We start from the raw sequence: 23,955 nt of genomic DNA on the forward strand, positions 1-23,955 counted from the left end.
ACTGCCACGACGGGGCTACCGCTGCCCGCCTCTGGGACGCCCTGGCGCTGGGCAGCGAGCTACTTGACCGGCTGCAGACCGTGTTCGTGGACGGTGGCTTTGGCCGCCGCTTTCGCCAGCACTTGGCGGGCCGAGGCCTGCAGGCACAGGTGCCGATGGGCGTAGTGGCCCATAAAGGCCGCTTTTTTATCCACGCCAAGCGTTGGGTCGTGGAACGCAGTATTGCTTGGGCCGGTACCAACCGCCGCTTGGCCAAGGACTACGAACGAAAAATCCAGCACGCCAACGCCTGGCTGTACCTAGCCAATATCCGACGACTCACTAAGCTAACTTAAACAGCTTCTAAAACGGCTGTACCTATATGTCCATCTTCTCATCTAAGCTCGAAACCCTCGAAGACCTGTTTCAGCACGAACTCAAAGACCTGTATAGCGCCGAAAACCAACTGGTGAAGGCGCTGCCCCAGATGGCCGCCGCGGCTAAAGACGGACGCCTGCGGGCCGGCATCGAGAAGCACCTTAAGGAAACCATGAACCAGGTAGCCCGCCTCGAAAAAATCGGGAAGGCGCTGGACATTGATCTGGATGGCGAAACCTGCAAGGCCATGGAAGGCCTGGTAAAGGAAGGCCAGAAAACGCTGTCGGAAAATGCCACCGATGAGGTGATGGATGCGGCCATTATTGCGGCCTCGCAGCGCATTGAGCACTACGAAATTTCTGGCTACGGTACGGCGGCCCACTATGCCGAGCGCCTGGGCTATACCGAAGCCGCCCAGCTGCTGCGCCAGACGCTGGACGAAGAACAGCTGACGGACACCAAGCTAAATGACCTCGCCAAAAATTATATCAACCAGAAAGCAATGTAGTGAAGGAGGGCTTTTTAGGGCCCTACGAACCGCTTTCCGCATAAAAAGGCCTGCAACCCGCAGGCTTTTTTTGTGTCTTCCCACGCTGGCTTCTCTCATCTGTGCTGAGAGTAAACCCAAAGCCGACTGTTAGCGTTGTCAACCGTTATCCATAGGCGCCAGCTCTTTACGTTGGCACCATCTGCCGTTTATGCAAACCAAGGAACACGAAGAACTAGAAGTAGCGGAGGCCCCGGCCGGTAAAAGCAGCCGAATCCTCTGGATTCTGGCGACGCTGGCCATCGTAGCGGGGTTGGTTTTCGTCAAGATGAAGTACTTCCCTTCTCCCAATGCGGAGGGCAAGGGCGGCGGTGGCAAAGGAGCCGGCGCGGGCAAAGGCGGTGCAGCCGGCCCCGGCGGCAAGGGCGGCGGCCAGAAACTGCCGGTGCAGGTATACGTGGTGAAAGCCACCAACCTGGCCGATGAAGTAGCCGCTACCGGCTCGGTCATGGCCGATGAGTCGGTGGTGATTAAGAGCGAGTTGTCGGGCAAAATTACCAGCCTGAACATCCGGGAAGGCCAGCCGGTGCGCAAGGGCCAGCTGCTGTTCAGCATCAACGCCGACGAAGCGCAGGCCGGCATCCGGAAGCAGGAATACAACATCAAACTCTTCCGGGACCAGGAGCGCCGCCAGCGCATTCTGCTGGACAAGGAATACATCAGCGCCCAGGAATACGAGCAGGCCAACAACCAGCTGCTCACGGCGCAGTCGGAGCTGCAGGCGCTACGGGCCACGCTGGACCGGGCCTTCGTGAAAGCCCCTTTTGATGGCGTACTGGGCCTGACAACGGCCACGGTGGGCACCTACGTAAGCCCCGGCACCGAAATTACGACCCTCTCGCGCGTGCGGCCCGTCAAGATTGACTTTGCCGTGCCGGGCCGCTTCGCCGCCAATGTGCGCGTCGGCGACGTGGTAAGCGTGACCGACGAGGCCACCAACAAGCAATACAAGGCCAAGGTGTACGCTCTCGATCCGCAGATTGACCCCGTAAGCCGCACGCAGCCGGTGCGGGCCCGCTACGCCAACACCAACGACGAGCTGCGTCCCGGCGCTTTCGTGAAAGTAAACCTGCAGCTCGGCGAATCGACGGATGCGCTGCAGGTGCCCACTGAGGCCGTAATTCCGGAAGCCAGCGGCTACAGCGTGTACACGGTGAAGGACGGCAAGATGGTCCCCAAAAAGGTCAAAATCGGGATTCGCTCTGACAAAGTCATTCAGGTGACGGACGGCCTGGCCGTGGGCGACTCCGTGATTCGCACCGGTATTCTGCAGCTGAAGCCCGGCGACGCGGTGCGCGTGACCAAGTAACTATTTCACGCAGTGTCTCGCAGTGGACGGCGCGGTGTCTCGCGGTGGCCGTTCACCCCTCTGCGAAACACTGCACTACCCACTGCGAGACACTGCGTGAAAACGACGTATGAGCTTATCATCAACTAGCATAAACCGCCCGGTCCTCGCCATCGTGATGAGCTTGGTCATCGTGATTTTTGGCGTGATTGGGTTTCGCTACCTCAGCATCCGGGAGTATCCGAGCGTCGACCCGCCCATTATTACGGTGTCGGCGAGCTACACCGGCGCCTCGGCCGACGTGATGCAGGGCCAGGTGACCGAGCCGCTTGAAGAAGCCCTCAACGGCATTGCCGGCATCAAGAACCTGACCTCGAACTCGCGCGACGGCCGCACCCAGATTACGGTGGAGTTTGACCTCGACGCCGACCTGGAAACCGCCGCCAACGACGTGCGCGACAAAGTTTCGGGGGCGCAGGGTCGCCTCCCGCGCGACATCGACCCGCCCATTGTGAGCAAGGCCAACGCCGACTCGCAGCCGATTGTCATGACTTACCTCAGCAGCTCGCAGCGCAACCTGCTGGAGCTGACGGACTACGCCAACAACACGCTGAAAGAGCGGATCCAGACGATTCCGGGCGTGTCGGAGGTGCGGGTATACGGCGAGCGGAAATACTCGATGCGCCTGTGGCTGAACCCGGTGAAGCTGTCGGCGCTGAACGTGGCGCCGGTGGAAGTGCAGGCAGCCCTCACGCGCGAAAACGTGGAGCTGCCCAGCGGCGCCGTGCAGGGCGAAAACACCCAGCTCACGCTGCGCACCATGGGCCGCCTTTCTACGGTCGAGGATTTCAACAACCTCATCATCCGCCGGGATGCCAACTCCCTGGTGCGCCTCTCCGACATCGGCTACGCCGAGCTGTACCCCGAAAACGACCAGACCATCTTCAAGGTAAACGGCGTGCCGATGGTGGGCCTGGCCGTTATTCCGCAGCCGGGCTCCAACCAGATTGACATTGCCGACGAGTTCAACAAGCGCCTGGAGCAGTACAGCAAAGACCTGCCCGGTGACCTGGTGCTCAAGCCGGGCTTCGACAACTCGGTGTTCATCCGAAAATCCATCAGCGAGGTAGAGCACACCATCATCGAGGCCTTCGTACTCGTGGTGGTTATCATCTTTCTATTCCTGCGCGACTGGCGCTCTACCATCATTCCGGTGGTAGCCATTCCGGTGTCGCTGGTGGGTATTTTCTTCGTGATGTACCTGCTGGATTTCTCCATCAACGTGCTGACGCTGCTGGCCATCGTGCTGGCTATCGGCCTGGTAGTGGATGATGCCATTGTGGTGCTGGAAAACATCTACTCGCGCATCGAGGAAGGCGAAGACCCCAAAACGGCGGCTATCAAAGGCTCCGAGGAAATCCTGATGGCCGTAGTGAGTACCACGGTGGTGCTGGCGGCCGTGTTCCTGCCCGTAGTGTTCCTGACCGGCATTACCGGGCGCCTATTCCGCGAGTTCGGCATTGTGGTGGCCGGCTCAGTACTGATTTCGGCTTTCGTTTCGCTCACGCTTACGCCCATGATGTGCAGCGTGCTGCTCAAGCGCGAAGAGAAGCACAACTGGTTTTACCGCAAGACCGAGCCGTTTTTCGAGGGCATGATTGGGGGCTACCAAAGCAGCCTCAAAACCTTCCTCAACAACCGCTGGCTGGCCTGGCTGATTGTGGCCGGTACGGGCGTGGGCATCTGGTTTTTCATGAAAACGCTGCCTTCTGAGCTGGCGCCGGTGGAAGACCGGAGCCGCATCAACATCAATGCGACCGGGCCCGAAGGCGCTTCGTTTGAGTTTATGGATGCCTACATGGCCCAGCTCACGAAGATGGCCATGGACTCGACCGGCAACAACCTGAGCAGCGTGTTTGCCGTGACATCGCCGGGCTTCGGGGGCGGCTCCAACTCCGGCATTGCGCGGGTGCTGCTCGTGGAAGCCGACCAGCGCCAGCAGAACCAGGACGATATTGCCAAAGTGCTTACCCAGGGCGTGAAAGGCCTTTCCGCCGCCCGTACTTCGGTGTCGCAGGACCAGAGCATCGGGGGCGGCGGGGGTGGCGGCCTGCCGGTGCAGTTTGTGGTGCAGACCCAGGACTTCGAGAAGCTGCGCGAAGCCGTGCCGAAATTCCTGGATGCCGCCCGCCAGAATCCTACGTTCCAGTTCGTGGACGTCAACCTGAAATTCAACAAGCCCGAGCTGCGTATCAACATCGACCGGGAGAAGGCCCAGAGCCTGGGCGTGAGCGTGCAGAGCATCAGCCAGACGCTGCAGGCCGGCCTGAGCGGCCAGCGCTACGGCTACTTCATCCGGGGCAGCAAGCAGTACCAGATTATCGGGCAGGTAGCGCGCGAAGACCGCAACCAGCCGCTGGACGTGCGCCTGCTGTCGGTAAAGAATGCCGAAGGGCAGCTCGTGCAGCTCGACAACGTAATCCGGATGACGGAAAGCAGTACGCCTCCACAGCTCTACCGTTTTAACCGCTACAACTCGGCCACTTTCTCGGCCTCGCTGGCGCCCGGCCGTACCCTCGGCGACGGTATTGCGGCCATGCAGGCCATTGCCGACAAGCAGCTCGACGATACCTTCTCTACGGAACTCTCCGGTGCCTCCCGCGACTTTCAGGAAAGCTCCTCGTCGCTGGTGTTTGCCTTCGGGCTGGCGCTGGTGCTGATTTATCTGGTGCTGGCCGCGCAGTTCGAGAGCTTCCGCGACCCGGTCATCATCATGGTGACGGTGCCGCTGGCGTTGAGCGGCGCGCTGCTGAGCCTGTGGTACTTCAACCAGACGCTCAACCTGTTTTCGCAGATTGGCATTATCATGCTCATCGGGCTGGTGACGAAAAACGGTATTCTCATCGTGGAATTTGCCAACCAGCAGGTGGAAAACGGCAAAGACTACATGACCGGGCTGATTGAAGGCGCCACGGCCCGCTTCCGCCCGATTCTGATGACCAGCCTGTGCGCCATGCTGGGCATTCTGCCGATTGCCATAGCTACCGGGGCCGGCGCCCTCAGCCGCCGCGCCATGGGCATCGGGGTAGTGGGCGGCCTGTTCTTTGCCACGGCCCTCACGCTCTACGTGGTGCCCGTGATGTACTCGTATTTCTCCACGGCCAAAAAGCACAGCCAGAAGCAGGCGAAGAAAGCTACGGCCGTAGCCACTTAGTGCCCGGAACGACTGCTGGGATATAGCCCCCGGCCAAGCAGCTCCACCACTACCGCACCCGCCAGGTTGGCCTTATCAGGCCTGACGCCCAATTTAAACCACCCGAATGCTATTTCCTGCCCGCTTCTTATCTTCTCTCCTACTGCTTGCGCCACTGCTCTGCCAGGCCCAGCAACCGGCGCTGCCTTCCCGCCCGCCCGCCACGGAGCCGCAGTCGAAACCACAGACGGCAAAACCGGAAACCGTGCCTGCTGCCCCGCCCCTGACGCTGGCCGAAGCCATTCGCCTCGGGCTCGAAAACAACTACGACATCCGGGTGTCGCGGCAGGATGAGCGGCTGGCGGAAAACAACGTGAGCCGCGGCAACGCCGGCCAACTGCCGGTAGCCAACGGCAACTTCGTGCAGACCTACAATCGCAACAACGTGCGGCAGGAGTTCAGCCAGGGCGACCCGCGCATCAACAACAACGTGCCTACCCGCCAGTTCAACGCCAACGTGGCCGCCACCTGGACCATTTTCGACGGGCTGGGCATGTTCATTGCCTACGACCGGCTGAAGGCCATAGAGCAGGGCCAGCGGCAGGTGACTCGCGCCGTGATGGAAGAAAACGTAGCCAACATCACGGATGCGTACTTTGTGGTAGTGCGCGAGTCGGGCAAAATCAAGTCGATTGAGGAGGCGCTGAAAATCGGGCAGGCGCGCGTCGACCTGACGAAGGCCCGGGTGGACGTGGGCGTGAGCGCCAAGGTGGAAGTGCTGACGGCGCGCGTGGACTACAACGCCGACCGCTCCATCCTGATTCAGCAGCAGGAGGCCCTGAAAAGAGCTAAAATCAACCTCAACAACCTGCTGGGCCGCAACCCCAACCTCGACTTCCAGCCCCGGGACTCGATTGTAGTAGCCCAGAACCTGACCCGGGAAGCGGTGCTGCAGGCCGTTTCGCAGAACAACCCACGCCTGCAGCAGGCCCGCACCGCCACCGATGTAGCCACCCTCGACCGGCGCCTGCGCCGCGCCGAGCGGTTTCCGCAGCTGGGCCTGACCGCCGGCTACGGCCGCACCAGCAATTTCAACGGCGCGGCCTTCCTGCCCGGCACCCGCGACCTGGGCACCACTACCACGCTCTCGAATGGATTTAACTACGGCGTGGTTGCCGCTATTCCCCTCTTCGACGGCTTCAACCGCAACCGGCTGGAGCAGAACGCGCGCATCACGGAAGAGCAAACCCGCCTGCAGCTCGCCCAGACCCAGCTGAGCCTGGAAGCCGAAGCCGAACAGGCCTTTGCCCAGTACCAGAACCGCCTGCAGCTGCTGGAGCTGGAGGAAGCCAATATTCTGCTGGCCCGCGAAAATGTGGCCATCACGCTGGAGCGCTACCGCCTGGGCCTGCTCACGCCGCTGGCTTTGCGCGAAGCCCAGCGCACCCAGCTCGAGGCCGAAGTGCGCCTGCTCGACATCCGCTACCAGGCCAAGCAGGCCGAAATAGTGCTGCGCCGCCTCAGCAGCGGGCTGGTGCAGGAGAACGGGCAGTAGGCGTGAGCTCCCGGCGCTTTGTCGGGTGGAAAGCAGGGTTGGTGGAATGGTGGCAAAGGCTCACCGAAAAGCTCCGAAGAGCCGCAAAACCGGCAGCTACATTTGTGCACTTCCTCGCCGAAACCGCCACGCCGGCGGCAGGACGCGGGAAGTGTACTCTACCTGCTTGTTGCACATGTTTGCTGTTGTTTGCCGCCTGTTTCTGGCTCTCGTTTTCGTTGTAGCCGGCACGCTGGCGTCATTTACTGCTACCGCCGCTCCTATTCTCCGGTTGTCAATTTTTCGCAGTACGCCGAAGTACAAGGTAGGCCAGCTGCACCACCCCAACTACCGTTCCTATAAGACCTACCGTCAATTCTAGGCCGGGCGGCAAACAGCAAGCGGGGTCCATCGGTTAGGACGGTGGAACCCGCTTGCTGTTTTATCCCACTACGGGCGCGCGCATACCTGTTTCAGCAGCTCTATTTCACTTCCAGCGCCTGCAGCTGAGCCAGGGCTTCCAGCGTTTTGGCGCGGGTCTTGGCCTCTTTCTCGTCTTTGTCTTTAGGGGCCTTGGAGTCAGGGCCGAAGAAGGCCAGGATATTCTGCCGGACCGGCGCGGTGAGGCCCTCAAACTTGTTGTCGGCCAGCTTGCGCAGCCACTCGCCGTAAGCCTCATCCGTCAGCTCATACTCCCCTACTCTGGTGGGCTGGCCGGTATCAAAGTCGGTATTGGGCAGGCGCTGCCTCGATACCACGGCCGTGTCGGTGGGCTCGGCTTCTACTTTGCGGCAGTATTCGCGCATCACGTCCCGGAAGCTTTTCTTAAACAGCTCCTGCGCCTCGGGTGTGGGCAGCTTGAACGCAAACGGCTTGAGCGGCCCGATTTTGGGCATCACCCGCACGAAATACGACAGCACCCGCGCGCCGGTACCGGGCTTCTGGTAGCCGGTGCCATATTGCTTGCGGTATTCCCGCTCGCTCTGGTCGTACACGTACTCGCGGCGGCGGGCACGTGGGCTTAGCCGCCGAATGTCCTTTTTCTGCGACTGCCAGGCGGCCCGGCTGGCAATCGGGATGAGGCTGCGCACGGCAAACCGGAACGAGCTGATGGCCAGATCGACGTTGAACACCACCTGCCCCAGCTCCAGCCCGTAGGTTTTCCGGAATCCCCGCTCCAGCACCGGCTTGCTCACCTGAAACCCGATGTAGCGCTGGTAGTCGGCGGTGCGGTAGCGGCCGGCGGCCAGCTGCACCACATCGAAGGCAAACTCCAGCTGCGTGTGCTGAATGGGCGCTTCTTCGTAAGTGATGCTGTTGCCGAATTTCTGCTGCAGCTCCGGATACACCGAAGGCATGGCGCGGTTGGTACCTTCCGGATGCCCGATAATATCGGCGGTGTAGTGAGCCAGCGCGCCAAGCGCGAAGGCGTATTCGTTCCGCTCGTGGGCCTCATCGAGCAGGTTGCGCACAAAGTCGCCGCTGCGCACATAGTGCGTCATGTTGGTAAACAGCGCCGACCCGAACGGATAGAAGCCCATGTCCTGCACGATAGAGCCGCCGTAGGCGTATCTTTTGGCTTCCAGCAGCTGCTCTTCGGTGGCGCCGGGGTAGCGCTTCTGCAGCATAGGCATGAGGCAGCGCGTCCAGGTAGAATCAATATTGGCCTGGTGGGTGAGCACCGAGTAGCCGGACGCGGAAAACGGAACCAGTACCAGCAGCACCAGACTCCGCAAAAGCCATTTCAGCATAAAGATCAGCAAGCCCGCGGCAGCCAGGCAAAGCACCTGTAGCCGCAAAGCCTTGCATCTACGCGCCCGTATGGCTCAGGTTGTGCGGGGAGGTAGGCGGGCGGCTGAATTTTCGGTTAACCAGGCCAAACTGCCGACAAACTACCGGCGGCCGGTAGTTTTTCCGGCCAGTCCCGCCGCGCTGCCGTACCTTTGCCCCCATGAAACCCGTACTGGCTTTCTTCCTGGGCTTGCTGATGCTGACCAGCAGCTTGATTCCGCAGAACGATCTGGCGGAGCTAGGCAAGCTGCCGCGGCTGCTGGAGCATTACCGTTTCCATCATTCGGTAGCTGGGGGCAGCCTTTCGCTGGGCCAGTTTCTGGCGCTGCACTACGGGGCCGCCACCGCGCACTACCAGCACCCCCACTCCGCCAGCCACGACCAGGACCACCACAACCTGCCCCTGCGCTGCCACCACGACTGCACGCTGGTGGCGTTTGTGCTGCCCGCGGTGCGGGTAGTGGTGCTGGCCGGCCAGCGCCTGAGCTGGCCCACCCCCGCCTACCGCGTGGCGTCGCGCCCGCTGTACGCGTTCAGCTTCAGCATGTCTTTGCTGCAGCCGCCCCGAGCCTAGCAGCAGGGCATTGCCGGGCGTAGTCTGCCCATGCCCGCCGGCTTCTCTGCTGTAGTTTGGGCACTTGCGGGCGCCGGAGCGAAACGGTTGCCGGTAGTTTTTGCCAGGCCCAGGTTGGCCGGCTCCCCTGTTTTCGCGCTTTTCTTCCGCGCCCCTTTCTCTGTCCGGCATTGCCATGCCCTGCCACTGCTATTTCCGGTGGCGGCATAGTGGCGGCGCCGGCGCCACCGACTTTCGTTTTCATGCTTTCCCGAATTATATCCTTCAGCATTCATAATAAGCTGCTGGTCGCACTGATGCTGCTGGGGCTGGTGGCCTGGGGCGGCTACTCAGCTGCGCACCTGCCGCTCGATGCCGTGCCCGACGTCACCAACAACCAGGTGCAGGTCATCACCCAAAGCCCGGCGCTGGCGGCGCAGGAAGTGGAGCAGCTGCTCACGGTGCCGTTGGAGCTGGCCCTGCGCACGGTGCCGGGCGTCATCGAAATCCGGTCCAGCTCCCGCTTCGGCCTGTCGGTCATCACGGTGGTGTTCGACGACGACATTGACACCTACCGCACCCGGCAACTGGTAGCCGAAAAGCTTAAAACCGCCGAAACCAGCCTCGGCGCTGGCCTGGGCGTGCCCGAAATGGCGCCCATCACCACCGGCCTCGGCGAAATTTATCAGTACACGCTGCGCCTGAAACCGGGCTTCGAGCAGAAGTACTCCCTGAGCGAGCTGCGCGACATCCAGGACTGGCTGGTGAAGCGCCAGCTGTCCGGCGTGCCCGGCGTGGTGGAGGTGAGCAGTTTCGGCGGTTTCGTGCGCCAGTACGAGGTAAGCGTAGACCCGGACCGTCTCAACGCCGCCAACGTAACCATGCCCGAGCTGTTTGCGGCCCTGCAGGACAACAATGCCAACACCGGCGGCTCCTACCTGGAGCGCGGCCCCAACGCATACTTCATCCGGGGCGAAGGCCGTGTAACGTCCCTGGCCGACATCGGCAACATCGTCATCAAGCAGGCCACCGCCGACGCGCCACTGCTGGTGCGCGACGTGGCCGACGTGCGGTTCGGGCACGCCGTGCGCTACGGCGCTATGACCCGCAACGGCCAGGGCGAAACCGTGGGCGGCATCGTGCTGATGCTGAAGGGTGCCAGCTCGGAGCAAACCATCAAGGGCGTGAAGGCGCGTGTGGCCGAAATCCAGAAAAGCCTGCCGCCCGGCGTGGAAGTGCTGCCCTTCCTGGACCGCACCAAGCTCATCGACAAAGCCATTCATACGGTCAGCAAAAACCTGCTGGAAGGCGGCCTGATTGTGGTGGCGGTGCTGCTGCTGCTGCTCGGCAACCTGCGCGCCGGCCTCGTGGTAGCCGCCATGATTCCGCTGTGCATGCTGTTTGCGCTGGGTATGATGCGCACCTTCGGCGTGTCGGCGAACCTGATGAGCCTGGGCGCGCTGGACTTCGGGCTGATTGTGGACGGGGCCGTGATTATTGTGGAAGCCATGATTTTCCACCTCGTGCATTTCCGGCAGCAGTCGGAGCACGAAACCATGGATCAGGTGGCCGAAGCCGCCGCTACCCGCATGATGCGCTCAGCGCTGTTCGGGCAGTTCATCATTCTGGTGGTATACCTGCCCATTCTGGCTCTCACGGGCATCGAGGGCAAGATGTTCCGGCCCATGGCCCTCACCGTAAGCTTCGCCATCATCGGGGCCATGCTGCTGTGCCTGACGTACGTGCCGGCCGTGGCAGCCTGGGCGCTGCGCAAAGACATCAAGGAAGAAGGCACGCTCGCCGACCGGATTATGCGGTTTCTGCACCGCGGCTACGCGCCCGTTATTGCGGGCGCGCTCCGGGCCCGGGCCCTGGTAGTGGCCGTAGCGGTGGGCTTGCTGGTGGTGGCCGGCGTGGTGTTTGCGCGCATGGGAGGCGAGTTTATTCCGCAGCTCGATGAAGGCGACTTCGCGGTGTACGTGGGCATTTCGCCGGGCAGCTCGCTGGCCCAGAGCATTGCCACTACGGCCAAAGTGCAGAAGATTCTGCTGAGCCAGTTTCCGGAAGTAGAGCAGGTGGTGGGCAAAATCGGGACTTCCGAAATTCCCACCGACCCCATGTCCCTGGAAGACTCCGACCAGATTGTGGTGCTCAAGGACCAGAGCGAATGGACGTCGGCCGGCTCGCGCGAGGAGCTGGCCAACAAGATGAGCGCCGCCCTGGCCGCCGTGCCGGGCGTGACGATGGAATTCCAGCAGCCCATTCAGATGCGCTTCAACGAGCTGATTTCGGGCGTGAAGTCGGACGTGTCCATCAAAATCTACGGCGACGACCTGGACATGCTGTTCGAAAAAGCCAACCAGGCCGCCGCCCTCATCCGCCCGCTGGCCGGCGTCGGCGACCTGAAAGTGGAGCAGATGGTGGGCTTGCCGCAGATGCGCGTCACCTACGACCGGGCCAAGCTGGCTCAGTATGGCCTGCACGTGCAGGACCTGAACACGCTGCTACGCACCAGCTTTGCGGGCGAAGTAGCCGGGCAGGTGTACGAAGGCGAGCGGCGCTACGACCTGGTGGTGCGCCTCGACTCCAGCCGCCGCCGGGGCCTCTCCGACATCCGGCAGCTGTACGTGGACACGCCCAACGGCCAGAAAGTACCGCTGGAAGAAGTAGCTACCGTGGCTTTCCGCAACGCGCCCATGCAGATTTCGCGCGACGATGCCCGCCGGCGCATCAACATCGGGGTGAACGTGCGCAACCGCGACGTGGAAAGCCTCGTGGCCGACATTCAGCAGCAGCTGGATGGCAAGCTGAAGCTGCCGCCCGGCTACACGGTGCAGTACGGCGGCCAGTTCGAGAACCTGCAGCAGGCCAAAGCGCGCCTGTCGGTGGCGGTGCCGGTGGCGCTGCTCCTGATTTTCGTGCTGCTCTACCTGTCGTTCCGCTCCGTGAAGCAGGCGGCCCTCATTTTCACCGGTATTCCACTGGCCGCCATTGGCGGTGTGCTGGCGCTGGCGCTGCGGGGCATGCCGTTCAGCATTTCAGCGGGCGTGGGCTTCATTGCGCTGTTTGGGGTGGCCGTGCTCAACGGCATTGTGCTGGTGGCCAGCCTCAACGAGCTGGCGGCAGCCGGCGTGGCGGGCGTGCGGGAACGGGCCCTGCGGGCTACGTCCGAGCGGTTCCGGCCGGTGCTGCTTACGGCTACCGTGGCGGCGCTGGGCTTCCTGCCCATGGCACTGTCGGGCGCCGCCGGCGCCGAGGTGCAAAAGCCGCTGGCTACAGTAGTCATCGGTGGGCTGATTTCGGCCACGTTGCTCACGCTGGTCGTGCTGCCCGTGCTCTATACGTTCTTCACTAAAGATGGCGAGCCTAGCCCTACGGCGGAATAATGGCGGCTTGCTGCCGGCCCTAACGCTGCTTTTTCATCTATGATATACCGTCTGTTTTTTCTGTTTTCCCTGCTGGCGGCAGGTACCGCTCAGGCCCAGAATACCCTGGGCAAAGTGCAGCCTGCCCCGGCCGCGCCTCCTGTTTCGTCTCCGCTCACCCTCACGCAGGCCCTGCAAACCGGCCTCGGGCAGAGCCTGTTTCTGCAAAGCGCCACGCTGGAGCTGGAGCGCCAGCGTGCCCTCAGCCGCACCGGCTACGACCTGCCCCGCACGGTGGTAGACTATCAGTATGGCCAGATTTCCGGTTCTCTCGCTGATCAGAGCCTGAACGTGATTCAGCAAACGGCCTTCCCGACGCTCTATGGTGCGCAGCGCAAACTATTGGAAGGCCAGGCCACCAGCGCGGAGCAGCGCCTGCGCCTGCAGCGCCGCGAGCTGAACCGCGCCATCCGGACCAGCTACTACGAATTGCTGACGCTGCACCGCCGCTCAGCCTTATTGCGCCGCCAGGACAGCCTCTACCGGCGAGCGGCGCGGGCCGCCGAAGTACGCTACCGCACCGGCGAAACCAACCGGTTGGAGCAGGTGTCGGCGGCGGCGCGGGCCCAGGAGCTGCAAAACCGCCTGCTCACGGTGCTTACCGAGGTGCGGGTGCGCCAGCAGCAGCTGGGCCTGCTGCTGGGCACGCCCGGCCCGGTTCTGATTGACACCACTACCAGTCCGGTAGCCGTCCTCTCCCCTGCCGATACCGCCGGTATTTCGCCGGACACCAACCCCACGCTGGCTGTGCTGCAGCAGGAAGTGGCCGTGAGTGAGCAGCAGACGCGGGTGGAGCGCCTGCGCCGCCTGCCTGATCTGCGGCTAGGCTACTTCAACCAGACCATCGACAAGCGCCGCGGCTTCCAGGTGGCGCAGGCTGGCGTGGCGCTGCCGCTGCTAGGCGGCGCGCAACGGGGCCGGATTGCGGCGGCAAAAGTAGCCGAGCAGGCCGCCACGGCGCAGCTCAGTTATGCTGGCCTGCAGCTAAGCACGCAGCTCAGCGGCCTGCGCCAGCAGCTCACGCGGGCCCGCGCTTCCCTTGAGTATTATCAGCAAACGGCCCTGCCACAGGCGCGCCTCATCCTGGATGCGGCCAACAAAAGCTTCCGGGCCGGCGACATTGATTACGTGGAATTCGTGGTGAACACCCAGCCGGCCTGGGACCTGCAGGCCGCTTACCTCGACCAGATAACTCAGTACAACACGCTCGTTATTTCGCTGCAGGCGCTGGCCGGCACCGACAACTAGGCGGCTTTTTCTTCTTCGAACGATGACTCTTCTTCGCTTTTTTTTCCCGGGACTGTTGCTGCTGGCCGCTTGCCAGTCGAAACCGGAGCCTGCGGCCGAAGCCCCGGCTGAAGCACCAGCCAAACCTGCTTCTGCCGACAAAATCAGCCTTTCGGCGGAGCAGGTGCGGGCTGCGGGCATCAGCACCGGCGGCTTTGCGTGGCGCAACATGACCAACGCCGTGCAGGCCAACGGCACCATTGAAGTCCCTCCCCAGAATCGGGTGGATATCAGTGCCGTAATGGGCGGCTACGTGCAGTCGGTGCAGGTGCTGACGGGCCAGCGCGTAGCCAAAGGTGCTACCGTGGCCATCCTGCGCCACCCCGACTACCTGAAAGTGCAGCAGGACTACCTGCAGAGCCGGGCGCGGGTGGCGTTTCTGCGGCAGGAGCTGGACCGCCAGCAAACCCTCGATGCCGAGGATGTGGGGGCCAAGCGCAAGCTACAGCAGGCTCAGGCCGACTACGCCACCGAGCAGGCTGCGCAGCGCGCGCTGGCCGCCCAGGTGCAGATGCTGGGGCTTTCGGTGGCACGACTCAACACGGGCTACATCTCTCCTACCGTGGCCTTAACCACGCCACTGGGCGGCTACGTGACGGCCGTGAACATGAATCCGGGGCAGTTCGTGAATCCGCAGGACGTGCTGGTGGAAATCCTGGACCGCTCCGACCTGCATCTGGAGCTGAAAGTATTTGAGCGGGATATTGCCCGCGTGAAAGTGGGCCAGCGCATCCTGTTCACTATCCCCAACCGCCAGACCGGTGAGGAAATGGTAGCCCGCGTGTTTCTGGTAGGCCGGGCCTTCAACCCCGAGGCCCGCACCGTCACGGTGCACGCGCACCTGGAGCCCAACCGCGAAGACCTGATTCCGGGCCAGTACGTGCGCGGCAGCATCCAGACCGAAGGCTCCCGCCAGCGCACCCTCCCCGAAGACGCCATCATCCAGGCCGGCGAAATCAGCTACGTTTTCGCGCAGACTGCTGCTGCCGGCCAGCCTACCTTCCACCGCTACAAAGCCGCTACCGGCGCTTCCGACGGCGGAACGGTGGCCGTAACGCTGCTGGAGCCCGTGCCGGATACGCTCAAGATGGTACAGCACGGCGCTTACTTCCTCCAGGCGGAGCTGGCTAAAGGCTCGGGCGAGGGAGAATAGCGTAGACGACAGAAACCATAAAAAAGGGCCGTGAGACATTGTCTCACGGCCCTTTTTTATGGGGCGAGCCCAAGACGCTGGGCAATCAGCTATTCCAGCACCACCTTGCGGGCAATGAGAATGTCGCCGACCTGCACGCGCAGCGTGTAGATGCCTTTAGCCAGATTTTTCACTGACAACGGCTGCTCGGCCGTGCCGGCACGCAGGCTCACCTGCTGCGTGAGCACCGTCTGGCCAAGGTTGTTAAGCAGCGTAGCCTGGGCGGTAGAAGTTGCGGCACCGGCAATGCGCACCATCAGTTGGCCATTGGTGCTGGGGTTTGGGAACACCGAAACCTCGCCGCCCGGCAGTTCGCCTTTCACGGCCAGCACCCCTTGGCCCACCTGCAGCGTAAACGGCCCTTGCGCGTCGCTGGAGCCGAAGCCGGATACCGATACATAGTAGATAGCGCCTGAGGCAAGGCCCGTTGCCACCAACGTACCGGCGGCCGTATTGGGGCCGGCAGCGCCCTTACAGGCAATCTGCGTGAAGGGCCCGTTGCAGTTGGGGGCTGAGAACAGGCGTACCTGCCCGGCCGGATTGCCCGTTGCTATAATCGACAGAGCCGTAGTGCCCCCGCCCCCGGGCAGCGCGATGCTGAACCATACATCCTTGGGGTTGGCGGCGGTAGTGCAGCCAGGGTTGGAGTAGCCGTTGGCTACCGTAGCCGTAGCCCCCAGATTAGTAGAGTTGGTCGTCTGGTACGTGTTGCCCGTGCCGATAGTCAGCGGAGTGGCATTGCAGGGCTCATCATTGACGGAAGGCGGCAGCAGCGTATTGAAGGTGGCGACTACCGGCGCCGAGCTTTGGCCGGCACCACAGTTGCTGACCACCGTCACCTGATACTGCATCAGACCCTGCAGGCCCGTGAGCTGCAGCGGCGAGCCAGTACCTGTTACGGTGACAGCCGGACCGGTAGCAGGCGTAGCTACAGCCGTATAGCTGTTCACGCCCGTTACGCCCGTGAAGGTTACAGAGGCACTGTTGCTGGTAATACTGCCCACCGTCAGATTGGAAATTCGCGTGCAGTTGGTTGCCTGAAAAGCGTAAACCTGTCCCGACGCGGGCTTAGTGTTCAGCGAGGTGGTTTCCGTAGTAGAGCTGGCCGTCGGTGAAGCGCTGGTATTGTTGAGGGAAAGGAACGACACCGGCGAGCCAGCCCCTACGATACCGATAGAAGCGGAAGCAGAGTTAGGCGTGCCGTTTTCGGGGCGGTAGACAAACTCGACGCGGTTGCTGGTTTCGTAGAGCTTCACCTGAAAGGAAATGACCGGGGCCGAGGCGCTGTAGTTCCATTCCCAGTTCAGCCACTCAAACGTGAAGACACGGTTGGGGGCCGTGCCCGTCGTCTGGTACTTGGCCGCACTGCCCGTGCCTTCCCCGGCCAGATCGTCCCAGAGCGGAGCCAGCAGCGGGCGCAGGCTGGCCGACGCCGCATCCAGGTCGTTGGTCAGGCTGCTGGTGGCCGCGCTGTTGAAGGAGAGGAAGCCGTTGGAGCTGGCGTACACGTTCGTGTAAGGCACTCCGTCGAAGGCAAACGAGAAGCCGATGGGAATGGCCCCCGATATGGCGTCATCGTCTTCCACGGCCGAGGCCGAAGTAGCAGCAGCAGGAAGTGGGGTGAAGGCACCCTGCGTGGCCGAGAACTGATACGTGTCGGCCTGGGCCTGAGCGGTACTGACAAAGCAACTCACTCCGGCCAGCAGCAGCAGCGCCGTGCGCCAGATGCGGTGTGATACATGTAGAAGTTTGTCCATGTAATAAGGAGGTAGGTGGAGGAAAAGGAGAAGGTTTCCGGCTGAGTACAGCACCCTTACGGATGACAACTGGTGTGGCAGCCGGCTAGAAAGATAAGCGCGACACCCGGCAATGCAAGCACCCAGCCTCCATTTTCCACAACCTACCTTCAATTCAGCCACCTGAACCTCAGCCATATGCCGCAACCCGCTACCGGACAGCTCAGCCAGGCAACCGGCGGGGCCTAAAACAAAAAAGCCCTGCCGGATGGGCAGGGCTTTCAGGTATCAGAAACCTCATTTCGCAGAGGAGGAGGGATTCGAACCCCCGGAGGTTTAACCCTCAACGGTTTTCAAGACCGCCGCAATCGACCACTCTGCCACTCCTCTGAGTGTATGAATGCGTCATGCGTTTCTGATAAAACAACCTTTTCACGTGCTGAAAAAGCTATGCAGAGAGGGGGGGATTCGAACCCCCGATACCCTTGCAGGTATAACGGATTTCGAATCCGTCGCATTCGACCACTCTGCCACCTCTCTAGGGTCCAAACTGAGTGGTTTGGGACGACAAAAGTAGCAGCACGCGCCACTTGCCACAACTTTTACGCACACATTTTTCTGGCGCAGCCTCTCTTTTCCGCTTTGTGCCTGCCTTGGCGCTGATTATCAGCGGCTAAATTTTTGCTTCCCGGCTGCGCAGCCGGTTCAGCAGCCGCACTCCCGACGGACCGTTGCGCAACCTTCCCGTCACGGCATCAATGCTCACATTCACTTCAAACCCCAGAATCAGGGTCATACACACGAAATCCAGCCACACCATAAAGCCGACCAGCGTGCCGATGGAGCCATAGAAGTGGTTGTAGGAGTCGAAGATCTTGATGTAGAGGATGAACAGAAACGACACCAGAAAAATCAGCAGCGTGGCCACAACCGCCCCAGCCGAGAGGAACGGCCATTTATCGTGCACGGGCGGCACGTAGTAGTACACGAGGCAGATGGTCAGCAGAAACAGCCCTACCACGGAGCCATACTTGATGATGGTAATCAGGTCGGACGTGAAGGTTTCGGGCACAATTTCGTGGTATACCAGCGCATCAATGATGTAGGTGCCGAAAAAGATACCGGCCACCGACACCAGCAGCACCAACGACAGCATCACGGTCAGGAGCGTGGCAATGACGCGCTTCCGCACATATGTCCGCTTCTTGAAGGAAGGGTACTTTTTCTCGAAGGCATCGAGCAGCGCCATGATACCGTTGGAGCTGAGCACCAGGGCCGTAGCAAAACCAAACGACAGCAAGCCGCCGTGCGGAATGTTCACGATATCCTCGATGGTGCCTGAAATAGCCAGGTACATCTCCCGCGGAATCAGGTCGGAGAGGAACTGCAGAATATCCAGATTCAGGTTGGGAATCGGGATATAGGGAATGAGCGTGAACAGGAAAATGATGGTGGGAAAGATGGCAATGGTGAAGTTGAACGCCATGTAGGAGGCGCGCTTAGCAATACCGTCGAGCTTGATTTCCTGCAGCAGTCGGTCCACCACGTCATACACCGAGGCCTGCCCACCCGCGAAGCGCAGCCGCTTCAGGAACACAATGGCCTTGCGGTAGCTGCGGCGGCGGCGCACATCGGGCAAATGGTAGCGGCGGGTGGGAAAGCGCATGGGAGCGAGTAACGGAGTAGCGGAGTAACTGAGTAACCGTTTTAGCGGAGCAGTATGCGCCGTGGGCGCTGTGGAATACCTACTCAGATGCTCCGCTACTCCGTTACTCTACTTGAGAAACGCAGCCGGCGCGGGAGCATCTACGGGGGCTTTGGGCGGCGTGAGCGGACCGGCCGTTTCGTCGTCGGTGAAGTAAGGCGCCAGCTTGTCCTGGATGTGTGCCGGAACAGGCACGGGCCGGCCGGTAGCCATGCTCACGAACACCATCAACGTGTGGCCTTCGGTCAGCAGTTCCTGGGCCTCGTTGTAGATTTCGTACTCGAACAGCACGCGGGAACCTTCGGCGGGCTGCTTAAGCAGCAGGCGCACCGTGAGCAGGTCGTCGTAGCGGGCGGGGCGGCGGAAACGCGTCCGGATTTCGCCTACGGGCATACCTACGCCCTCCGCCTCCAGGTCTTTGTAGCTGATACCCAGCTGCCGGAAAGCTTCGGTGCGGCACACTTCAAAATAGGCCGCGTAGTTGCCATGGTACACGTAGCCCATCTGGTCGGTTTCGGCGTACCGTACGCGGATTTTGGTGTCGGAAGAGTACATAGGGGATGTGCTGATGCTAAATGAGCTGATGTGCTAAGGATGAATAAGCGGCGGCTATGCACATCGGCTCATTCACCACCAGCACCTCAACTTCCTACTTCATAATCCCGCTGCGCGTGAGGGCAGCCTGGTAGCGGCGGGCGTTTACGAGGTGCTCCTGCTCGTTGCGGGCAAAGGCGTGGTAGCCGCTGAAGTCTTCCTTGGCGCAGAAGTACAGGTAGTCGTGGCTTTCGGGGTTCAGCACGGCATCAATGCTGGCAATGCTGGGCAGGTTGATGGGGCCGGGCGGCAGGCCAGCGTACTTATACGTGTTGTAGGGAGAGTCTTTGGTGAGGTGCACGTTGAGCACCCGCTTGATGGAGAAGTCCTTGTTGGCATACACTACCGTGGGGTCGGCCTGCAGCTTCATGCCGCGCCGGAGGCGGTTGAGGTAGACGCCCGCAACGCGGGGCCGCTCGTCGGCGTGCTGCTGCTGCTCGGCTTCCACAATGCTGGCCAGCGTGCTCACTTCGGCGCGGCTCAGGTTCAGGGCGTTGCGCTTGGCGTCGCGGGCCGGCGTCCAGAACTTCTCGTACTCCTTCTTCATGCGCTCCATGAGGTTGGTAGCCGACGTGTTCCAGGCCAGTTCGTAGGTGTTCGGGATGAACATGGTGAGCACGCTCGTCGTGTCGAAGCCCAGGCTTTTGGTGTAGCTGGGGCTGCTCAGCAGCGAGTCGAACTGCCCGGGGCGGGCATCAATAGTGGTAGCGAGCTTGCGGGCCAGGTCTTCGCGCAGCCGGATGTTCTGAAACGTGAGCATCAGGGGCAGCTTGTTGCTGCCGGTGCGCAGGTCGTTGATGAGCTGCCGGTTGGTGTAGCCGTCCTTGAGCTCGTAGCGGCCGGGTTTCACGAGCTGCTCGTACTTGAGCAGCCGGGCCACGAAGCGCAGGCTCAGCTTATCGACGATGACGCCGGTGGCTTCGATGGAATCCAGTACCGCCTTGGCCGTTTCACCGCGGCGCACTACCACGTAGGTGGGCTTGCCTTTGGTTTCTACGTTGGGCGTGTAGAACACCTGATAGAAATAGTAGGAGAACGTGACGAGCAGCAAGCCGATAACGCCGGTGATATACGCAAAACGGTTGCGGCGTTTCAGGGCTTTGGCGCGGTAGTCGATGCGGGTTTTGGCCATCGGAAGAGAGAGTGGTCAGGTTACCGGATTGTGAAGTTCCGGCGGGCAAATTGGCGGGCGAAACCGTTTGGAGTAGCTTTGTGCCTCAAAAGTACGCGGAATCCGGCAGTGGCAGGCTGCGGAGGCGGACAGTTGGCCAGCAACGCCTGCGGCGGCCCACCCAACATGGGGCCCCGGCAGCCCGGCGCAGGCCTTCGGCAACCTCCTCCGTTTTTTCCATCAACCTTTCCTTCTCGGTTTGCGTCCTTAGCCTGATTCTTTGTTTGTTACCCAATTCCTTTTCACCTTTTTCACGCATGCAGAACTCTTACGCTTCTCCCTGGCGGCGACTGGCGCTGGTTGCGGCGCTGGGCCTTTTCAGCTCGGCGGCGCAGGCGCAGCTGGCCACGTACTCTTTCCTGAACGCAGCCGGTGACGAAGCCACGTTCCCGGTTGATGCGCAGCCCATCAACGCCTCTTTTTCGGTGATGAGCCGCGGTGCGGGCGTTACGCCGTCGGCCGGCGGCGGGGCGTTTGCCGCCACGGGCTGGTCGGAAGGCGCCCTGGATGCCACCGATTATTTCTCGTTCTCGGTGCAGCCCGCCACGGGTTTCCAGCTCCGGCTCGACAGCCTGCTGCTGGATGAGCGCCGTTCGGGCACGGGTATCCGCGACTGGGCCGTGCGCTCCAGCCTCGACAACTTCGCTTCTAACATTATCACGGTGAACGTGCCGGATGATGCCCTGACGCGCACCAACAAGAAAGTAGCGCTGCCCGCCGGCTTCAACAACCTCACCACGCCGGTGGAATTCCGCATATACGGCTACACGGCAGAAGCCGCCGCCGGCTCCTGGCGCATCGACAACGTGCGGACCTACGGTCTGGTAACCCCGGTTGGCGGCACTACCGTACCGGTTGCTTCGTTCTCGACGGGCGCCGTAACGGTTGCCGAAAACGCGGGCACCATCCAGATTCCCGTACGCCTAAGCACCATAAGCGCCCAGCCCGTGACGGTAGAAGTGGCCCTGGCTACGCCGGCCGGCTCCGCCTCCTCCCCTTCCGACTACACCTACACTACCCAGACCGTTACGTTCCCGGCCAACACCACCGCCGCGCAGAACGTGACCCTGACCATTGTGGATGATGCCGTAGCGGAGTCCAGCGAAACCATCATCCTGAAGCTGCAGAATCCGCTGCCCGCTGGCTCGGTTACCACGGATGCCGGTACGTACACCGTCACCATCACCGACAACGACACCCCTACCGGCCCGACCATTTCGACGGTAGCCGCCCTGACGGTGAACGACGCCGCCGGCGTACCCACGCAAAACGGCCAGACGGTTTCGGCCCGCGGCACGGTATACGGCACCAACCAGCGCACTGCTGGCTACCAGTTCACGCTGATTGACAACACGGGTGGTATTGGCCTGTTTGCTGCTGCCAACATCGGCACCACTACCCTCACCGAAGGCGACTCGGTGCTGGTGACGGGCGTACTGGGTCAGTTCAACGGCCTGAGCCAAATCACGATGACGGCTATTACGTCGCTGGGCACGGCCCGCCGCATGTACCTGCCCCGCGCCGTTACGGCCGCCCTCACCGAGAACGAAGAGTCGGAGTTTATTGCCATTGCTACGCCCGTAGTACTGGTGACGCCCAGCCAGTGGACTGGCGCGGCTACGGCTTACAACGTAGACGTAGCAACGGTAGGCACCCCCACCGTTCAGACCTACCAGATGCGCATTCCGGCTAACTCCGACTTCGCAGGCCGTCCGGCTCCTACTGGTCCGTTCCTGCTCATGGGCATCGGCAGCCAGTTCGACAACAGCTCGCCCTACACCGAAGGCTACCAGATCATTCCGCGCCGCTTCTCGGACCTGTCGATTGTGCAGTCTGCCAAAGATCCGGCTTTCGCCAAAACGCTGGCCCTGTATCCCAACCCCACTACCAGCCAGCTCACGCTACGCGTAGAAGGCGGCCGGGGTGCTCAGGTTGAAATCATGAACGCGCTGGGCCAGGTGGTTAGCCGCACGGTGGCTACCGCCGATGCTACCAGCCTGAACGTGGCTTCGCTAAAAGCCGGCGTGTATGGTGTGCGCATCACGACTGCTGAAGGCAGCGCCACGCGCCGCTTTGTGAAGCAATAGTCAGCCCCTTATCTGGCTGCTACAGTCAAAAAGGCCCCGGCAATGTGCCGGGGCCTTTTTTTGCTTTATCGAGGCGGGTTTCCCCGCGCCCCGGAATTCATTCCCCACGGCCCGGAAGTCGTTTCCGTCGGTCTGGAAACCATTCCCCGCGCCCCGGAAGTCATTCCCCGGCATGCGGAAGTAATTCGCCGCGGGGTGGAGCGGGTTTCCGTGGGGGCGGAAGTGCCTCCCGCAGCGAGGGAAATAGGCTGAAACGTAACCCGCGAGGCAAAAAGCACGAACAGGTTGGCAGTTGTCTGCCACAAGGGCTACCTTGCCACGACCCGGCCGCGCTTCGGCGCAGCCCTCTCCTTTCCTCTAACTTCCTTTGCTTTCCTATGGCCGCTACGCTGCTCCGCATTCACCCCGAAAACCCGCCTCAGAACCGCATTCAGCAAGTAGTAGATGTGCTGCGCCGGGGTGGCATCATTATTTATCCCACGGACACGGTGTATGGCATCGGCTGCGACATTCACAACGCCAAGGCGGTGGATAAGCTGTGCCGCATCAAGGGCCTGAACCCCGACAAGGCCATGCTCAGCTTTATCTGCTCCGACCTGTCGCACATTTCCGACTACGCCCACGGCATCACGACGCCCACTTACAAGGTGATTAAGCGGGCCCTGCCCGGGCCGTTCACGTTCATCTTCGAGGCCAGCTCGAAGGCGCCGCGCCAGGGCGGGCGCCAGCGCAAAACGGTGGGTATCCGGGTGCCCGACAACCAGATTATCATTCAGCTGGTGAAAGAGCTGGGCAACCCCATCGTCAGCACGTCGGTGCGGGAAGACGAGAACACGCTGGATGAGTACGTGACGGACCCGGACCTGATTTTCGAGAAATACCGCTCTTTGGTTGACCTCGTTATTGATGGTGGCTTCGGCAACAACGTGCCCAGCACCATCATCGACTGCACCAAAGACGACTTTGAGCTGGTGCGCCAGGGCGCCGGCGACATTGAACAGTTTCTGTAGAATTTAGAACTGAGACTTTAGAACTCAGAGCTTAGATAGTAGAAGCGTAAGAAGGGAGCCTTTCGTTCTGCAGCCTATGGGCCAGCTGAACGAAAGGCTCCCTTTTGCTTATCCCGGTTTTGGCTCTCTCTATTCTAAGAAGCTGTTTAAGTTAATCAGCTGGGATTAGCTTTGCTTGATGCAGCAGAAGCGGTATAGTTCAGACTTAACGGAGCGTCAGTGGAGGAAGTTAGCGCCCTTATTCGTGGTGCAGCGCACGAGTAAGTGGCCGCTGCGCGCGGTGGTGAATGGCATCTTCTACGTGCTCAAAAACGGTTGTGTGTGGCGCGACGTGCCGGCAGACTTTCCTCCCTGGCCTACGGTGTACTATTATTTCGGCAAGTGGACCGCCGATGGCACTTGGCAGCGCGTGAGTGGTTGTTTGACGCTGGAAGCCCGCGAGCGGGTAAAAAAAACGCCCAGCCCACGGCGGCCATCCTCGACAG

18 protein-coding genes and 2 tRNA genes are annotated in these 23,955 nt (G+C 61.5%); 13 read left to right on the forward strand and 7 right to left on the reverse strand.

Features of this window, described 5'->3' with window-relative positions; translation table 11 throughout:
* The 6 genes from BUE15_RS20145 to BUE15_RS20170 all read left to right on the forward strand — a co-directional run.
* On the forward strand, positions 1 to 335 hold a 335-nt coding region (locus BUE15_RS20145), incomplete at its 5' end, for a transposase (RefSeq protein WP_073286704.1).
* 26 nt (positions 336 to 361) lie between these two features.
* Positions 362 to 865, forward strand: a complete 504-nt coding sequence (locus BUE15_RS20150; protein ID WP_073288919.1) for a YciE/YciF ferroxidase family protein — start codon at positions 362 to 364, stop codon at positions 863 to 865.
* A 190-nt stretch (positions 866 to 1,055) separates the two neighbouring features.
* Positions 1,056 to 2,213, forward strand: a complete 1,158-nt coding sequence (locus BUE15_RS20155) for an efflux RND transporter periplasmic adaptor subunit (protein ID WP_073288921.1) — start codon at positions 1,056 to 1,058, stop codon at positions 2,211 to 2,213.
* A gap of 109 nt (positions 2,214 to 2,322) precedes the next feature.
* Positions 2,323 to 5,406: an efflux RND transporter permease subunit gene (locus BUE15_RS20160; RefSeq protein WP_073288922.1), complete on the forward strand. Its 3,084-nt coding sequence runs from the start codon at positions 2,323 to 2,325 to the stop codon at positions 5,404 to 5,406.
* A gap of 106 nt (positions 5,407 to 5,512) precedes the next feature.
* The gene (locus tag BUE15_RS20165) at positions 5,513 to 6,940 is read left to right on the forward strand and encodes a TolC family protein (protein WP_073288924.1); all 1,428 of its coding nucleotides are present in this window, start codon (positions 5,513 to 5,515) and stop codon (positions 6,938 to 6,940) included.
* Between the two features lie 175 nt (positions 6,941 to 7,115).
* On the forward strand, positions 7,116 to 7,301 hold the full coding sequence (locus BUE15_RS20170) for a hypothetical protein (protein WP_073288926.1): 186 nt from the start codon (positions 7,116 to 7,118) through the stop codon (positions 7,299 to 7,301).
* 100 nt (positions 7,302 to 7,401) lie between these two features.
* Here the strand turns inward: BUE15_RS20170 and BUE15_RS20175 are convergent, their stop codons facing one another.
* Positions 7,402 to 8,670: a zinc dependent phospholipase C family protein gene (locus BUE15_RS20175; RefSeq protein ID WP_073288946.1), complete on the reverse strand. Its 1,269-nt coding sequence runs from the start codon at positions 8,668 to 8,670 to the stop codon at positions 7,402 to 7,404.
* Between the two features lie 200 nt (positions 8,671 to 8,870).
* Between BUE15_RS20175 and BUE15_RS20180 the strand changes: the two genes are divergently transcribed.
* The 4 genes from BUE15_RS20180 to BUE15_RS20195 all read left to right on the forward strand — a co-directional run bounded on the left by BUE15_RS20180 (position 8,871) and on the right by BUE15_RS20195 (position 15,128).
* A complete protein-coding gene (locus BUE15_RS20180; protein ID WP_073288927.1) occupies positions 8,871 to 9,284 on the forward strand; it encodes a hypothetical protein in 414 nt (137 codons plus the stop codon).
* A gap of 242 nt (positions 9,285 to 9,526) precedes the next feature.
* Positions 9,527 to 12,649 (forward strand): efflux RND transporter permease subunit, encoded by a 3,123-nt coding sequence (locus BUE15_RS20185; protein ID WP_073288929.1) that lies wholly within the window; start codon positions 9,527 to 9,529, stop codon positions 12,647 to 12,649.
* 39 nt (positions 12,650 to 12,688) lie between these two features.
* Positions 12,689 to 13,936: a TolC family protein gene (locus BUE15_RS22590; protein ID WP_073288931.1), complete on the forward strand. Its 1,248-nt coding sequence runs from the start codon at positions 12,689 to 12,691 to the stop codon at positions 13,934 to 13,936.
* A 22-nt stretch (positions 13,937 to 13,958) separates the two neighbouring features.
* Entirely contained in the window at positions 13,959 to 15,128 is a 1,170-nt protein-coding gene (locus BUE15_RS20195) for an efflux RND transporter periplasmic adaptor subunit (RefSeq protein ID WP_073288933.1), read from the forward strand.
* A gap of 89 nt (positions 15,129 to 15,217) precedes the next feature.
* Here the strand turns inward: BUE15_RS20195 and BUE15_RS20200 are convergent, their stop codons facing one another.
* From BUE15_RS20200 to mltG, 6 genes are all read right to left on the reverse strand, one after another.
* A complete protein-coding gene (locus BUE15_RS20200; RefSeq protein WP_073288935.1) occupies positions 15,218 to 16,924 on the reverse strand; it encodes a T9SS type A sorting domain-containing protein in 1,707 nt (568 codons plus the stop codon).
* 284 nt (positions 16,925 to 17,208) lie between these two features.
* A tRNA-Ser gene (locus tag BUE15_RS20205) sits at positions 17,209 to 17,293 on the reverse strand.
* Positions 17,294 to 17,356: 63 nt separating this feature from the next.
* Positions 17,357 to 17,443, reverse strand: a tRNA-Ser gene (locus BUE15_RS20210).
* Between the two features lie 133 nt (positions 17,444 to 17,576).
* The gene (locus tag BUE15_RS20215) at positions 17,577 to 18,569 is read right to left on the reverse strand and encodes a YihY/virulence factor BrkB family protein (protein ID WP_073288937.1); all 993 of its coding nucleotides are present in this window, start codon (positions 18,567 to 18,569) and stop codon (positions 17,577 to 17,579) included.
* A gap of 108 nt (positions 18,570 to 18,677) precedes the next feature.
* Positions 18,678 to 19,163, reverse strand: a complete 486-nt coding sequence (locus BUE15_RS20220; RefSeq protein WP_073288939.1) for an acyl-CoA thioesterase — start codon at positions 19,161 to 19,163, stop codon at positions 18,678 to 18,680.
* 94 nt (positions 19,164 to 19,257) lie between these two features.
* The gene (gene mltG / locus BUE15_RS20225; protein WP_073288941.1) at positions 19,258 to 20,334 is read right to left on the reverse strand and encodes an endolytic transglycosylase MltG; all 1,077 of its coding nucleotides are present in this window, start codon (positions 20,332 to 20,334) and stop codon (positions 19,258 to 19,260) included.
* A 296-nt stretch (positions 20,335 to 20,630) separates the two neighbouring features.
* Between mltG and BUE15_RS20230 the strand changes: the two genes are divergently transcribed.
* The 3 genes from BUE15_RS20230 to BUE15_RS20240 all read left to right on the forward strand — a co-directional run.
* Complete coding sequence (locus BUE15_RS20230) at positions 20,631 to 22,460, forward strand: T9SS type A sorting domain-containing protein (RefSeq protein WP_073288942.1); 1,830 nt, start codon at positions 20,631 to 20,633, stop codon at positions 22,458 to 22,460.
* Positions 22,461 to 22,837: 377 nt separating this feature from the next.
* Positions 22,838 to 23,470, forward strand: coding sequence for an L-threonylcarbamoyladenylate synthase (locus BUE15_RS20235; protein ID WP_073288944.1), 633 nt, complete (start codon positions 22,838 to 22,840; stop codon positions 23,468 to 23,470).
* Positions 23,471 to 23,714: 244 nt separating this feature from the next.
* A partial coding sequence (locus BUE15_RS20240; protein WP_170865268.1) for a transposase occupies positions 23,715 to 23,955 on the forward strand: 241 nt, incomplete at its 3' end.

Source organism: Hymenobacter psychrotolerans DSM 18569 (genome assembly GCF_900142395.1).
Lineage (GTDB): Bacteria > Bacteroidota > Bacteroidia > Cytophagales > Hymenobacteraceae > Hymenobacter > Hymenobacter psychrotolerans.